Origin of the sequence: Lentimicrobium sp. S6 (genome assembly GCF_013166635.1) — a bacterium.
Lineage (GTDB): Bacteria > Bacteroidota > Bacteroidia > Bacteroidales > UBA12170 > UBA12170.
In genome coordinates this window covers 36,768-51,228 of the sequence record NZ_JABKBZ010000011.1, presented here as the reverse complement: position 1 = coordinate 51,228, position 14,461 = coordinate 36,768, and the positions used below count along the sequence as shown (strand labels likewise).

8 protein-coding genes are annotated in these 14,461 nt (G+C 34.8%); 3 read left to right on the top strand and 5 right to left on the bottom strand.

Translation table 11 applies throughout. The features are described 5' to 3' along the window. Positions 1 to 10: 10 nt before the first annotated feature. The 4 genes from HNS40_RS06020 to HNS40_RS06005 are packed head-to-tail and all read right to left on the bottom strand — an operon-like array spanning position 11 to position 6,063. Positions 11 to 1,630 (bottom strand): RNA-binding domain-containing protein, encoded by a 1,620-nt coding sequence (locus HNS40_RS06020; protein WP_172278704.1) that lies wholly within the window; start codon positions 1,628 to 1,630, stop codon positions 11 to 13. Beyond that, the gene (locus HNS40_RS06015; protein ID WP_172278702.1) at positions 1,623 to 1,913 is read right to left on the bottom strand and encodes a helix-turn-helix transcriptional regulator; all 291 of its coding nucleotides are present in this window, start codon (positions 1,911 to 1,913) and stop codon (positions 1,623 to 1,625) included. The genes HNS40_RS06020 and HNS40_RS06015 overlap by 8 nt, the downstream gene beginning before the upstream one ends. 49 nt (positions 1,914 to 1,962) lie before the next feature. Beyond that, complete coding sequence (locus tag HNS40_RS06010) at positions 1,963 to 5,625, bottom strand: DUF6079 family protein (protein WP_172278700.1); 3,663 nt, start codon at positions 5,623 to 5,625, stop codon at positions 1,963 to 1,965. 9 nt (positions 5,626 to 5,634) lie between these two features. Next, positions 5,635 to 6,063 (bottom strand): hypothetical protein, encoded by a 429-nt coding sequence (locus tag HNS40_RS06005; RefSeq protein WP_172278698.1) that lies wholly within the window; start codon positions 6,061 to 6,063, stop codon positions 5,635 to 5,637. A gap of 467 nt (positions 6,064 to 6,530) precedes the next feature. Between HNS40_RS06005 and HNS40_RS06000 the strand changes: the two genes are divergently transcribed. Together HNS40_RS06000 and HNS40_RS05995 are read left to right on the top strand one after the other, a co-directional pair. Further along, positions 6,531 to 8,315, top strand: coding sequence for a tetratricopeptide repeat protein (locus tag HNS40_RS06000; RefSeq protein ID WP_172278696.1), 1,785 nt, complete (start codon positions 6,531 to 6,533; stop codon positions 8,313 to 8,315). 172 nt (positions 8,316 to 8,487) lie between these two features. After that, positions 8,488 to 10,401 (top strand): T9SS type A sorting domain-containing protein, encoded by a 1,914-nt coding sequence (locus HNS40_RS05995; protein WP_172278694.1) that lies wholly within the window; start codon positions 8,488 to 8,490, stop codon positions 10,399 to 10,401. A gap of 511 nt (positions 10,402 to 10,912) precedes the next feature. Here HNS40_RS05995 and HNS40_RS05990 read toward each other — a convergent pair. Further along, the gene (locus HNS40_RS05990; RefSeq protein WP_172278692.1) at positions 10,913 to 12,814 is read right to left on the bottom strand and encodes an amidophosphoribosyltransferase; all 1,902 of its coding nucleotides are present in this window, start codon (positions 12,812 to 12,814) and stop codon (positions 10,913 to 10,915) included. 56 nt (positions 12,815 to 12,870) lie between these two features. On the opposite strand from HNS40_RS05990, the gene HNS40_RS05985 reads away from it, so the two are divergent. Further along, positions 12,871 to 14,304, top strand: coding sequence for a T9SS type A sorting domain-containing protein (locus HNS40_RS05985; RefSeq protein ID WP_172278690.1), 1,434 nt, complete (start codon positions 12,871 to 12,873; stop codon positions 14,302 to 14,304). The last annotated feature ends 157 nt before the right edge of the window (positions 14,305 to 14,461 follow it).

Below are 14,461 nucleotides of genomic sequence, written 5' to 3'. Positions count from 1 at the left end.
TTTTAATGCTTTAATGGGGCTTTTGTTGTTTAAGGATCATCCATTTGCCGGTTTTTCTGGCTCCAATTCTTTTCAAAATGTGTTCAGCTTTTAGTTTTTGTGTATCTTTTTCAATGGTGCTTACCGAAACCCCAAGTATTTTAGCTATTTCAGGCATACTCATTTCAGGTTTCAAAATAATAATACTCATCAGCCAGATGATTCTATCTCCATATTTATCTCGTAAATATCCCGCATTTATCCCGTAAATATCCCATAAATATCTCGTAATAATATCAGTATGTTGGTTTAAAATTTCTTTATTTTCATGTGAGTTATGTCCTAACTTTCCAAATATGCTTTTGAAGCTATCTTGTAATTCTGTTGTTTTCTTGGTTTTAATTACAGTGTCTTTATCAGTGTCTTTTACAGTGTCTCTATCTACGTCTTTATCTGTTCCTATATCTACTATTGATAAAGGAAACTGAACAATAGTAGCGTCAAAATCTAATTGATAAGTTGGGGTACTTTTATTATAAGCCAACCAATTGCTTTCTATTTTTTCTAAACCTGAGCCTATGTTTTCAGCCAGTTTTACCATCCTAAAGAGTTTTGTTAGTACAGGATTCCTGGAAATTGATAAATCTTTGGTTCTTAGTTCTTCAATGGGTTTGGGTAAACCCCCGGGATTATAAAACTCAATGTGATTACTAAAAATCCTTATTCGTGATTTGGAAGGTGCAAAATAGTCAGCATGCATCAGCATATTTACAAGTGCTTCTCTTATGGCTACCAAGCCAGGGGATAATTCCTGCCCAAATCCTTCGGCGGAGAGTGTAAAAGTAACATCTACGTTATTTTTTAAGCGATTGAAGCATTCAAAATAGTACTCCCAAAGGTTTTCGTGTTCATCGAGTCGAAAAGTATAACGAGAAGTGGCATCCGCATAAGATGTACCGGGTATTTCCAATAAATCTATTCTAAAGTCGGCGAAATGCTTTTCTATCATTTCACGCTTTCCAAACATCAGCAAGCCAGCATAAGTACATGCTTTGTTTTCAATAATTCTTAATCGGCTCAAGAAATCACCCTCGCTAAAGCGGTTATAGGTGGCTGTAGGATTAAACCTTGCCATATAATCGCGGTATTGTTCTAAAGATGTATTATTTAAAGATGCTCTATTGGTATGGGATGCTATCTCAGAAGTTTTAGTACCAAAAGTCTGGTCGCGGTACATGCTGTCCGTTTCTTCCTTAGTAGCTCGCATATCGGAGCTTCCTCTGCGTATAAAAGTATTTACTGGGCTATTATAGTAAATAGGTTTTTTTGCGGATACGGGAATATAAAATGCCAATATGGTTTTTTCATCAATAGTATATTTCTTTTGTGTTGTATGAATAGGTGCATTGAATTTCCCACCTCTTATGTTGGTTAAAAAGTCCTGTTCTATTTTCTCAGCGTTTTTAACTCCTAAAATCTCAAAACGCTTTCCTTGTTCCTGAACACCAAAAATCAACCACCCGCCATTGCTATTAGAAAAAGCAGAAACACTTTCCCAGGCAGATTTAGGAACGGCAGATTCGGCCTTCTTCACTTCAAAATCTTCCCATTCAATATCTTCGAGCTTCTGTATGAGTTCGGCTTTATTCATTACTTTCTGTTTTATTCACTACAACTAAATCTATTCCCAAAGCCTGTTCCATTTTAATGATGCTTTTTAGGGTTAGATTATGGGTGCCGCTCAGCCATTTGGAGACTTCTGAAGGTTTTTTGCCCATTTCCTTGGCTAAATCCTGCGATTTCCAGCCTTTAGATTCTAAAGCCTGCCTAACTTTTTCAGTAATATCCAGGTTCTTTTCAATAAACCGATCTATTTCAGGAGAACTATTTTCCTTTAACCAATTACTGATTATTTGATTTTCTTTAGCTTCCATAAGCTACAAATGTATTAACTTTTAAGTTAATACAATTGAAATATGCCGACTATTTTAAGATAATTCTAATCTTAGAACGATCTTTTCCTATGGACAATTCATCAATAAATTTCTTAAATGCCTGTTGTGCTTCTTCGGGTGTCATAGGTTTGTTCAGGTACATCCTTAAATCATCATCGCTAATCTCCACTTTTTCCAAACCCTGGTGCAGTTCCATAATAGCGTTTCTAATTTGCAAGGCGTTTTCAGGATTTAAATTACCGCTTCCCTCTTTATAAACTTTGAGTAATTTTCGATTTTGTTCATCCAATAACCCCATGTTTTTATTTACTATCGGGTCATCCAAGGTTTCTTTTAAAATTTCTTCCCAGTTTTCTAGTGTATCTTTTAGCTCTTTAGATATTTCCTTGATTGATAATTCTTCAATATCGAAATAATCATTGGGATTAAATTCATGATATGGCGTTAATAGAATACTGTCTTTATTAACTTGTGAATCTGCAACTTTTAGTTTAGAAACCTTATGAAGCAATTGTAAATATTTCCCTGAAGAAACAAAATCTGCATCTTTTAAAATATCACATATCTGTTTTTCATTGGATTGCAACAAAGCCACTTTTTTGATGTCGTCAGCCTCGCTAATTCGGTATTTCAAATATAATTCTAAATAATATTCAGCATATTTCTCTTTTAAGGCTACCAGTTCAATCCGGTATTTCTGACTTTCTTTATGGTCTTGTTTTTCAAATACCTCAGATAATTTATTAATCTGATTGGCAATGGTAGTTTTTAATTTATCATCTATTATATATTGCTTAGCCTGTTGTAGATAAGAAATCAAATCATTGAAATTTGCCAATTCAACCAATTGCTTTTCAATTTTCTCTATAATTGGCTTACCTTCCAATGCATGTTCAACTTCTTCAATAGAATATTGGAAGTTTTTTATTCTGGCTTCTGTGGTATAATTGGCCACCTTATCACAAAACCCAGAAAATGCAGATAATTTGATTCTATATTTCCTTGCTTGCTCATCACTAATCAGTTCTATACCTCGCTCAGAATAACCTCCTTGTATTTTTGATTCGATAGTAACTGCTTTTTTAGCCCATAAATTGGCAGCCTCCACAATGCCAGGGTATATGCTTGGGTCTTTTAAATAGTTTGAAATGTCTTTCCCAATCAAGCCAATAGACATGGCTTTAATAGCTGCTAAATTAACTCCCTTAGGTGGCTTTATATGGCTAAAGCTATAGTAATCATGTTCATCTAAATCTCTTAAACTACTTAAATTAGTAGAGTTGATAGTTAAACCCGATAGAAATACCAGCTCAAACTCACCAAGGGCACATAATGTGGCAATCACCAAAAATTCAAGTTCTGCCTCGATATTAAACGACCTACTCAGCCAAATATCTTGGCTATTCTCCAATAAATAAATAATCTCATCTCGATTAATTACCTGGTTTTCACCACGCTCTTTTTTGAGTTTTAATAAATGTCTGGCGTAAATAGAATGACTAAAATCCAGTTTCCCTGGCACCCATAATCCTAATCCGGATAAAATGCCTTCACCATCACTATTGGATTGTTCCGGTGTAATTATTTTTTTTATGGCACTATCTATCCTTGTTCTAAAATTATCATTACTTAAAGCCTGTTTTAACTGTTGGAAGGAAGGGTAATCTTTATTTTCTTGAGCAAACCATTTTTCAAACACTTTTGCTGCAACACTACTGAAGATTTGTTCCTTAGTATATCCTTCACCAGGCAAGGGGTAACCACTTAAAGGCAATTCCTCACCCATATAATCAACCATGGTTGTTTGAATATATTCCTTGTTAAATATATCTCGTGCTTTTTTATTAAGCTCATTTATTTTTTGCAAATAGGCTGCTTTTTGAGAAGAATCAGCATGTGCTTCTAAAGCCAGAGCAGCACCATATAAACTAACGGCATCCTTAAATTCTCTCGAGAGTCCATCCATGATAAAATAGATTTCATCTTCTTCATGGTTTCTGTTCTTTTTTGATTCATCAAAAACAGGCATAAAGTACATATAGAAATGCTGTCTTGGTTGTGTGGTAGATTTTTGATTGGGATTACCAAAGAAAATATAACCAGCCCGGTACGTTTTGTGTGTTTCCCATTCAATATCATGAGCCCAAATTTGAAAACCAGGTCTATAGGTCTTATCTAAAAGCGGTAGATTGTTTTGCAAAAATATAAAGAAGTATTTATCCTTGTGGTCATCTGTCATAGATGTTTCAGCATAGTCCTTTATTTTCTGGTCATAATTTACTCCGCCTTCTATTCTCAAGTGATAGATACCATTGTCTTCGTTTTGCACAAAATATTGACCTGCTGTGGCAGTAATCATATTTTTAGCAGTGGATTCCATTATATCTATTAAGAAACCTCTATCTGAAGCCATGTCATCTGTAAGGCATAAGTCATCTACCAGGTTCTCAGTATTCGTGCCATTTTGTTTATTTAAGGCGTCTTGTAAAGTTTTAATGGCACAGGCATTGGTAATTCTTTTCGCTATTTCAATTTTATTTTTTCTTGGTCCCGCGAAATAAGTATCTATTTGGTCATAAATGACTCCTGTAATTTCCTTTACTTTTCTAATATCTGCATTAGCCATTAATGCTTGGCTTTTTTGTATATCAGCCCAGTATTTGTCATAGGTAAGTAATCCAGGATTATTAGTGGGTAAATTTTTATCTAATATATCTCCAAATTGATTGGAGAGTGTTTTAAGGATTTCCCTTTGGCTTTTACCAATTCTAATTTTCTCAAAGTTCTCAAAATAGGATGGGTGAACAGGGAATAATTCAATATATTCTTCTGTTCTACCATGCATATCAGTAAAAAACTTTAAAAATGGTTCCAGATGTTTTTTAATACTTTGTTTCTGATGTTCGCTCTTCTTAAGCAGTCTATTCTTAACAATGTAGGCTACATCTTCTTTAGTAATTTTAATATCTACATAGCGGTCATTTACTTTTTGAAGCATCTCAGATGCAAACTGAAACTCAGGTGAGTGATATATCATTTCCTGAACACCAAACATAAACTTAAATCTCGAGCCATCACAAGCTTGTCCTAAAGCCTGTAACACCTGTAAATCTTGGTTTAATTTATCAGCTTGCGAACGTCCTTTTAGGTAGGCCAACATCTCATCGATAACAACTAAAAAACCTTTGTCAGGATATTGCTCTTCAAAAGCAGCCATCATCAATTGAATCTTCTGTAGGTAGGTTTTAGGTCCATGTCCTTCAAAACTAAATGCAACATCAATAGTGTGGAGGTATTCTTCCAATTGAAAGCTAATAACTTCCCATAGGCTTTCAGTATTCCCAAGCTCAAATCTAAGCACCTTAAATTGTCCAGCAATTTTTGATAAGTCAAGCTTTGGCTGTTCATCAGAAACTAAATCTAGTAATTTTTCGTTTTCAGCAATTAATGATACAACAGACATTAAATGTGATTTACCAGTACCATAATTACCAACTATTTGTAACCCAAAAGTTTCTTTTTTGTGAGTGAAATCAAGATTTTTTGTAATCACTGGGACTAAGTAATCCTTAAATGTTTGCGAAAAAACAAATGATTTGATAAGCGATTCCTGATAAGCAGTCTCATCTGTTTTGCTAAATTTTACTACTTCAGTAATGGGTTCAAAGTTGATTAAATCTTTATATTTCATAGTCTTTTATTATTCTGCAATTAAATAGGATAAATATGATAGATCAAGATAGTGATTACTTGTGTTTTTAAAGAATAATTTATGGTCTTTAAATTCATAATCCCATTGGATAATTAATGTGTTATTTTTAGAATATCTTTCAATTAAAGCTTGGGTATCAATTTTTAACTTGGGTTCAAACAAAATACCAATGTTTTTGATATATAGAATGCTTCCAAGTGCCTCGTCTTGGGTAATATGTTTTTCGAATAAGATTTCACTAAATCTTGACGCTCTTAGACTTAAATTTGATTTGCCAGTTATCGTTTTTAGCTTTTCAGAAAGTTGATAGCCAATATCTAATACAGATATACCTGGTATTTCATCTGTGGCAATAATGATTTTGTTTCTACTACTTCCTTTGGTGAAAGAAATAATGCGTTCATTAAATGGAGACATTCAAATTTTAATTTTAATTGACGAGTTAAATGTGCCTGTAAAGATATTTAATAATTTTGGGAATTCAATTCACAGTAATTTATTTTGTTTATCCTATTTTAGAAATTATGTTTCTTTCAGACCTTGAAGAATTTAGAGCACAGTATATTAATAATGCAAGTATTATTAAATTAAGAAAGCAACTTTGTTCAGTTAAAAATAATCGTTTAATCAAAAGAGAAGTATTATAGAATTTAACACCTACCCCTCCAATATCCCAATCAAATCATCATTGACAAAAAACACATGCAGTCCCAGAACAATCTGTCCATTTTTTTAAATATTCTGAACAAATACTCCAGAACCATCAAAAATGAACACAATTCACCTATCTGTCCATTTATTTCATTTTATTGGACAAATGCCTTTTTTGAGTCCATCTTGATTTCTTAAGTTTTTCATGTAATTTTGAGTGTTAATATTCTGCCATGAAGAGATTCTTATTTATTCTGTTGATTTTGTGTTCTATTGCTGGGCTGGCTCAAGTGGACTCCTCCAATTATAAGATGAATATAGAGCAACTGAAAAGATATACAGAATTATCGCAAGATGAGCATTTTAATTTAGAGGAGCGTAAACTATTTGCCCATAAAGCCTATCAGCTTTCTAGAGATTTAAACCTGCCCATACCGGGTGTCAAAGCACAAATTAGCTATGGCTATATTTTGGCTCAATCTGGATATTATGCTAAGGCATTCGAGGTGTTTTTAGATGCCAATGCCATATCAGATTCCTTGGGCTATCATTCCACTGAAGACTGGCGAAGAAAAGCCTATTTGCTCAATGTAGAAGGCATACTCTATAAAGAACTCGGCATTTATAATAAATCTTTAAAAGCCTATTATCAGTCCTTAAGTATTAGCGATTCAGTAGATTGGAAAGTAGGGCAGTCCACTGCATTGAATAATATTAGTAATCTCTATTTTATTCAAGGAAACTTAGATCAAGCCATACAACTTCAACATAAAGCCCTTCAAATTGCTCAATTGGCCAATGACCTTGGTAAAAAATATGATGCCTATTTTAATTTGATGGTGATGTATGCGGATTTGACTCCTCTGGATTCCGCATTTCTATATGCCGAAAAATGTAAAGTAATATTACCCAAGCTGCAAAGTCAGTATCAAAACTGCTTTTTATATGAGGAATATGCTGGTTTGTTTTATAAATCGGGCGATAGGGAGCAAGCTCAATATTATTATGCTAAAGGATTAGAGATTGCGGTAGATCATCAATTTGAAGAGCTTCAGTTGAAATGTAACGAAGGACTTGGGAATATTGCTAAGGATCGGCTTTCTTTTGATTTAGCCATTTCCTATTTGACCAAGGCATTGGTTCTGAGCGATTCTATTTCTGTTCCCAAATTAAAGGTAGAGGTATTATTTGAATTGGCTGATTTGTATGAGCAAGAGAATAAGCTGAATGAGGCCTATTTTTATTTAAAAGAAGCACATAGCATTCAGGATTCTATTAATGAGACCTGGAAATCCATACAGCAAAGTGAGGTTCATCAGATTTATTTACTAGAATGGCAAGAACAAGAAAATAGACTGCTCGAAAATAATCTAGCTTTAGCCCAGCTTAAATTAAATCAGAGGAATCTGATGTTGATAGGTTCTGTGATAAGCCTGATTGTTCTGCTGTGGTTGCTAACCATCCTCTATAGAAAAAGAGGTTTTGAAAAGAAAATGAGTCAACAAGTGAATGAGCAAAACCAAACCATACAAGAGCAGCAGGACCTTATACATCAGCAAAACGAGAAGCAATTGAAACTGGAGCTAAATGCTAAATCTCGTCAACTGGCTACCTATTCGCTATCTTCTATAAAACATGTGCAGGCCACCGAAGAAATCATTAGCCGTTTGAGTCAGCTCATATATAACCAAGCCCTAAAAGCAGGAACCAAGAAAGAATTGGAACAGGTGATTCAGCAGATGAAGCGCGACCTGATGAAAAGTGATTGGGAAGAATTTAAAACCTATTATCAAGAAGTGCATCCTTCTTTTTATGAAAACCTGATTGCCCATCACCCCGACCTCAGTGCAAACGAGGAGAAATTATGTGCTTTTATCAGTTTGGGTTTGAGTACTAAAGATATTGCTTCGCTTACTTTTAGGCAGGTGAGAAGTGTGGAATCTGCTCGATTAAGACTACGCAAAAAACTAAACATAGAAAATGCAGACCATCTTTTTGATTATTTGAAGCAATTTTAGTGTATTGAATATCTGAATTTTACGTATATTGCAGTAGTAAAATATCAATATATCATTTCAGTAGCGTAACTTAGATTGGTCCATCCTAGCCTTTAAATGATAAATTGACTTTATGTTTGCATGGAAGGAAGTAAATAAAAGGAAATAATAAATTCACAAAAAAATATATCTCATGAAAAAACTATTATTTTTATTCTTGATACTAAGTCTGGGCGCTCAAGCACAATGGACTGATAATGCAGAAGTCAATACTATTATTAATGATGATGCCAATGCACATTATGTACCTAAGGTGGCCAGCACGCCAAGTGGTGAATACTTTTTTAGTTGGTATGGTGGAGCAGGAAATTTAGATATGAATTTGGCTTTCTTGGCCCATGATGGTACTGATAATTGGGAAAGCGATATGAAAGTCAGTACTTATGCTCAAAATTCATGGGTTGATGATTATACCCTTTTGAGTGATATGGATGGAAATGCCATTGTGATATTTTCCGACATTAGAAATGGAAATAAAGATGTGGTGGTTTATAAGGTAGATGCCGAAGGTAATAACTTATGGGGAGAAGATGGAATTGTATTTCCGGTTTCTGGTTCTGATGAATATCAGCCTACGGGAGTGGTCACTAATGATAATGCCCTTGTTGTTTTATTCTCCACTAATTATACAGCAGGAACAGATAAGATCTTTGTTCATAAAATATTAGAAGATGGTACTTTGCCTTGGGGTGAAGAAGGAAAATCTTTCTCGGGATTTGGTTCTAAATGGGCTTTCCCTTCCGCTATAGCCAATGAAGATGGCGGCTTTAGTTTTGGTTTCTTTAAAGAAACAGGGAATTTCCCAGCCTTAACTCGTCATATTGCTGCCATCAGATGCGATGCTGATGGTGAAATGGTTTGGGATTCAGAAAAAATAATTACCGATGCTGGAGGAATTGCTGCTTGGGACGATTTGCACCTTTTTGGAACTGGTGATGGTAGCTTATATTTTGCTTGGGACGACGACCGCTATTTTAATATGACCAATGAAGTATATGCTCAATATGTGGACGCTGATGGTGTGGTAAAATGGGAAACCGATGGCCTATTATTAGGAACAGAAGCCAGTGGACATCAACTTTCAGCAGTGATTTCTGGTACCAATATCAATGGAGAATTTGTGGTGCTATGGAACCTGTTAAATGGAAACCAGAGTATGGCTGCCTTAAAATACCAAAGAGTGAGTGCAGATGGCGAATTATTAGAAGGTGATGCAGGAGCTACCATAATTGGAATGAACGATCAACTTCAAGCTGGTTCTCAAGCCGTACAAATAGAGGATGAAACTTATTATTTTTATCGTAATTTCTTTGAAGGTTCTACCTATTTAGGAAGTTTAAATATGTTGGCATTAGATGCCGAGGGTGAACAAGTTTGGGAGAGCCCAACTGAGATTAGCAATTCTCAAAATTCAAAATCTCATGCTTTCTTAAGCAAATTTCATAGCAATCAGGCTGTAGTTACATGGAGCGATGAACTGGGAAATGATACCAGAGTGATGGCTCAGAATATTTTTACCGATGGTAGTATTGGAGAATCTGAATTCGATTTTGCAACGGTAGTTTTTACCATCACAGATGAAGAAAGTAGTGAGGCCATAGAAGGAGCAGAAGTAAACTTGGAGGGCTCTATCATGCTAACCGATACACAAGGAGTAGCCACCTTTAGTAATATTGTATTTGGGGAAGATATTGATGTTACTGTGAGTAAAGAAGCTTTCTATTCCTATGAAGGAACAATAGATATTGCTGAAGAAGTGGTGGAGCTTGATATTAGTTTAGAACCTATAATTGATCAGGTTTCAAATTTCAGTGCCGCTCAGTTTAGTGTATATCCAAATCCAGCTCAGGAGCAGATTTCTATTCGCTTGAATAAGGCTCAGGAATATCGCATTCAATTATTAAACCAATTGGGACAGGTGCTCAGTGACGTTTATTCAAATGGCAATACAAGTCATATTGATATTTCCTCTTACAAAAGAGGAGTGTATTTCATCAAAATAATCTCAAATGATACTTATCAAGTTAAAAGTGTTGCTTTTGAGTAATCAGCCTTTTAAATAAAGATTTTATAATAGAGGAATTGATTTTTTCAGCCATCAAGGATTTCCTTGATGGCTTTTTTTAAGTAGACTATTGCAGATTAAATCATTTAAAATCAAATTTGTTTCAACCTTAAAAGGAGCCTGGTTTTCAAAGAGCTTATCTTTCATCAATTTATAAAACAACTGAAGTTTCGCACTTTGGCTTAAATGTTCAATTTATGAAATATCCACTAATTCTAGTTGTGATATATTCTGATTACCAGAAAGAATTCTTCGTGAACCTTTGCGACTACTTTGGGAACCTCTGTGTAATAACTTTTTAGCTATAACACAAAGTTGCACAAAGAAAACACAAAGGTAACTCAAAGGTAACTCAAAGAAAAAAACCGAACTTGGAAACAACTGTTTATCAAGTCATTGCAAGACTCATGTTAAGTGCGAAACTTGAGTAAAACAAAAAAAAATAGCTGCAAGTTAATACTTGTGGCTATTTAAATTTGATGGAATCTTATGCTTAATATGCTCTTCCTAGATTACCTTCTACATAATTGATAAAGCTAGTATTAACTACCTTATTACCTCCAGGTGTTGGATAGTTGCCAGTAAAATACCAATCTCCAGTGTGGTTTGGTACCGCAATGTGCAGATTTTCTATGCTTTGGAATAATACCTTAACCCTTGCCTTCACTTTCTTAGGGCTAACCAATACCGCAATTTTATCAGAAATTTGCTGGGCTGTAAAGGGCTCGTATATCTCTTTTACATAATTCACTACTTCTTCTTTTGGAAGCTTTTGTTGAGCCTTACATTTATTATAAACCGTATTGATAATAGACTCCTGTTTGGTGTCTTTCAATAATTCAATGGCGGCTCTAAATGCGATAAAATCACCAAGTCGAGCCATATCAATACCATAGCAATCAGGATATCTGATTTGAGGAGCCGAAGAAACTACAATAATATCTGTTGGACCTAATCTGTCGATAATACTGATAATACTTTGCTTCAGAGTGGTTCCCCTCACAATACTATCGTCAATAATCACTAATTTATCTTTTCCTTCTCTAATGGCACCATAGGTAACATCGTAAACGTGGCCTACTAAATCGTCTCTTTGATTATCCTGAGTAATAAAGGTACGAAGCTTCATGTCTTTTACCGCCACAGTTTCAATACGTGGTGTAAACATCATAATTTCTTCTACCTTTTCTTTACTGACCTCATTGCCAAGTTCAAGAATTTTCTCCGCTTTAACTTTATTACAGAAATGATTAACTTCTTCAACCATCCCCTGATAAGCCACGGCAGCAGTATTTGGAATATAAGAGAATACGGTATTGTGTAAATCGTAATTGATTTCCTTTAGAATTTCTGGAGTAATAATAGATCCTAATTTCTTTCTTTCTTTATAGATGTTAATATCGGTACCACGACTAAAATAAATCCTTTCGAAAGAGCATGATTTCTTTTCTTTAGGAGCAAGTACTTCTACTTCTTCAACGGTATTTTGATGTTTGATGATTAAAGCGTGTCCAGGTTTTATCTCTTTGACATCCTCAGCTTTTACATTGAAAGTGGTTTGGATGACAGGGCGCTCAGAGGCGGCAACCACAATTTCATCATCCATATAATAATAGGCCGGTCGAATCCCATTTGGATCGCGCATTACAAATGAATCTCCATGACCAAGTAAACCAGTAATCACATATCCACCATCCCAATCGCTTGATGCTCTCGATAAAATATTACTAATATCTAAGGCATCAGCAATCTTTTCGGTGGCTTCTTGTTTATTATGACCTTCGTATTTATATCGACGATAGAGCTCCTCATTTTCTTCATCAAGAAAGTGACCAATTTTCTCTAACATGGTAATGGTATCGCTAGTCTCCACAGGAAACTGACCAAAGGCTACCAAACGCTCAAATAACTCGTTTACATTGGTGAGGTTGAAATTACCAGCCAAAACCAAATTTCTCGTTTTCCAATTATTCACTCTCAATACTGGATGAATACTTTGGATATTATTGATTCCAAAAGTACCATATCTTAAGTGTCCCATAAAAACCTCCCCAGTAAAACGGCCATTGTTTTTAAGCCATTGAACATCGTTGAGCATTTTAGGATTTTCCTGTTCTAATTGCTGAAATGGTTCGTAGGCAGCATTAAAAATATCCTTTAAGGGGGTGGTTGAATTTGATCGCTGACGATCGATATACTTTACTCCGGGAGGCATATTTAACTTGATACTGGCTATTCCGGCTCCATCTTGGCCTCTATTATGCTGTTTTTGCATTAATAGGTGCATTTTATTGAGGGCGTAAAATGCTGTCCCATACTTAGAAAGGTAATGTTCTAATGGTTTACGGAGTCTAAGAAGGGCAATTCCGCATTCATGTTTGATTTGATCGCTCATTTTATTATTTTTGCTATGGTATCGGTGCTGCAAAAATATCATTAAAAACCAAGATTATGAAAAAAATATTACTACTATTAATAAGTCTTTTTACTATTCAAGTTATGGCGCAATATTCTACGCCAGGAAATAATGGATCCTATACACTGGGTGACCTAGTGGATATCTCGGCTGGCGCTATTACCGCAGACGGTGATGGATTTAGTTTTAACGAAAGTATTATCATCTCGGCCAGTGATACTCTAAAGGTGGAGGAGGATGTTCAGTTAAGTATTGCTATTGATAAATTATGGACTATTGAAGGTGTTTTGTTAGTGACAGCAGACGAATTTGGAATTACAAGTAGTGCGAGTATTGGAAATTTTGAAGGAATTAGGTTTGATAATTCATCAGCTTCAGTTTTAAAAAACACCATGATTCAGGGCTGCGGAGGAATAAAAGTTGTTGACTCGGATATGCTTATTCAAAATTGTTATTTTAGGGGTTTTGGTCAGGAATATTCCTCTGGAGCCATAAACCTATTCGATTCAAATCCGATAATTCGAGATTGTGATTTCCAAAATAATGCAGGAGCAGCTATTTCCTCTGGAGCAAACTCCTCTTCTAGCCCTCAGATTATTAATAATAATATTGTCAATAATGTGACTGTAAATTCAAATACTCCTCAAATTAACTTAGGAACTTCAGATGGCATTAGTCCGATTGTTATTGATAGCAATTACATAAGTGGTTCCTTTGATAATGCAGGTGGAATTGCTGTTTCAAATTTGGTAGGAGGAAGTTCAAATTCTATTATTACAAATAATTATGTTCTCAATAACAGGTATGGAATTGCCCAAATAGGTACTTTTATCACCTCCATAATTGCTGGGAACATTATGGCTGATAATAATATTCAAAACGACCCCATGCTAGGTGGTAGTGGATTAAACTTCTATGGAGACGAAACAAATACTTCTGTGGTTACCGAGAATGTGATTTATGGTAACCTTTGGGGAGTGACTATACAGTTAAATGCTTCCCCAGATTTAGGCGATGGAACAGAAAACAGTCCTGGTAAAAACAGATTGTATAATAATGGTAACGGAGGAGATGTTTTTGCTCTTTATAACAATACCCCAAACCCAATCAACGCCATTTATAATTTCTGGGGTACCACAGAGTTAGCAGAAGCCGAAGATGCTATATATCATGAAACCGATGATGCCAGTTTAGGTTTAGTTAGTTATGAACCTATGTGGACCAATCCTGTAGGAATACAAACTTTTTCAGATGATTCTAAGCAAAGCATTAGTCCAAACCCAGCTACTAACTATTTTACTATTGATATTGAAGAGAAATCTGAAATGATTGTATATAATCAATCTGGTCAATTTGTCAATACATTGATGGTGTCACCAAATCAAAGAATTGATATTTCAGAATGGGAAAAAGGAATTTATATTTTGAAATTGGCAAATGGCAGTACTAAAAAGCTAGTGGTTTTATAAGTAGAAAACTTGAACTTAATCTGGTATTTTATCACTTAGTAAATATACTATCCTTACTATTTTACGTTTAATTAATTCACAAACAGCTGTTGATGATATTTATTGATTTCAATAATATCGATTGACCTGTGTTGTATTTTTATTGAATATAAAATAG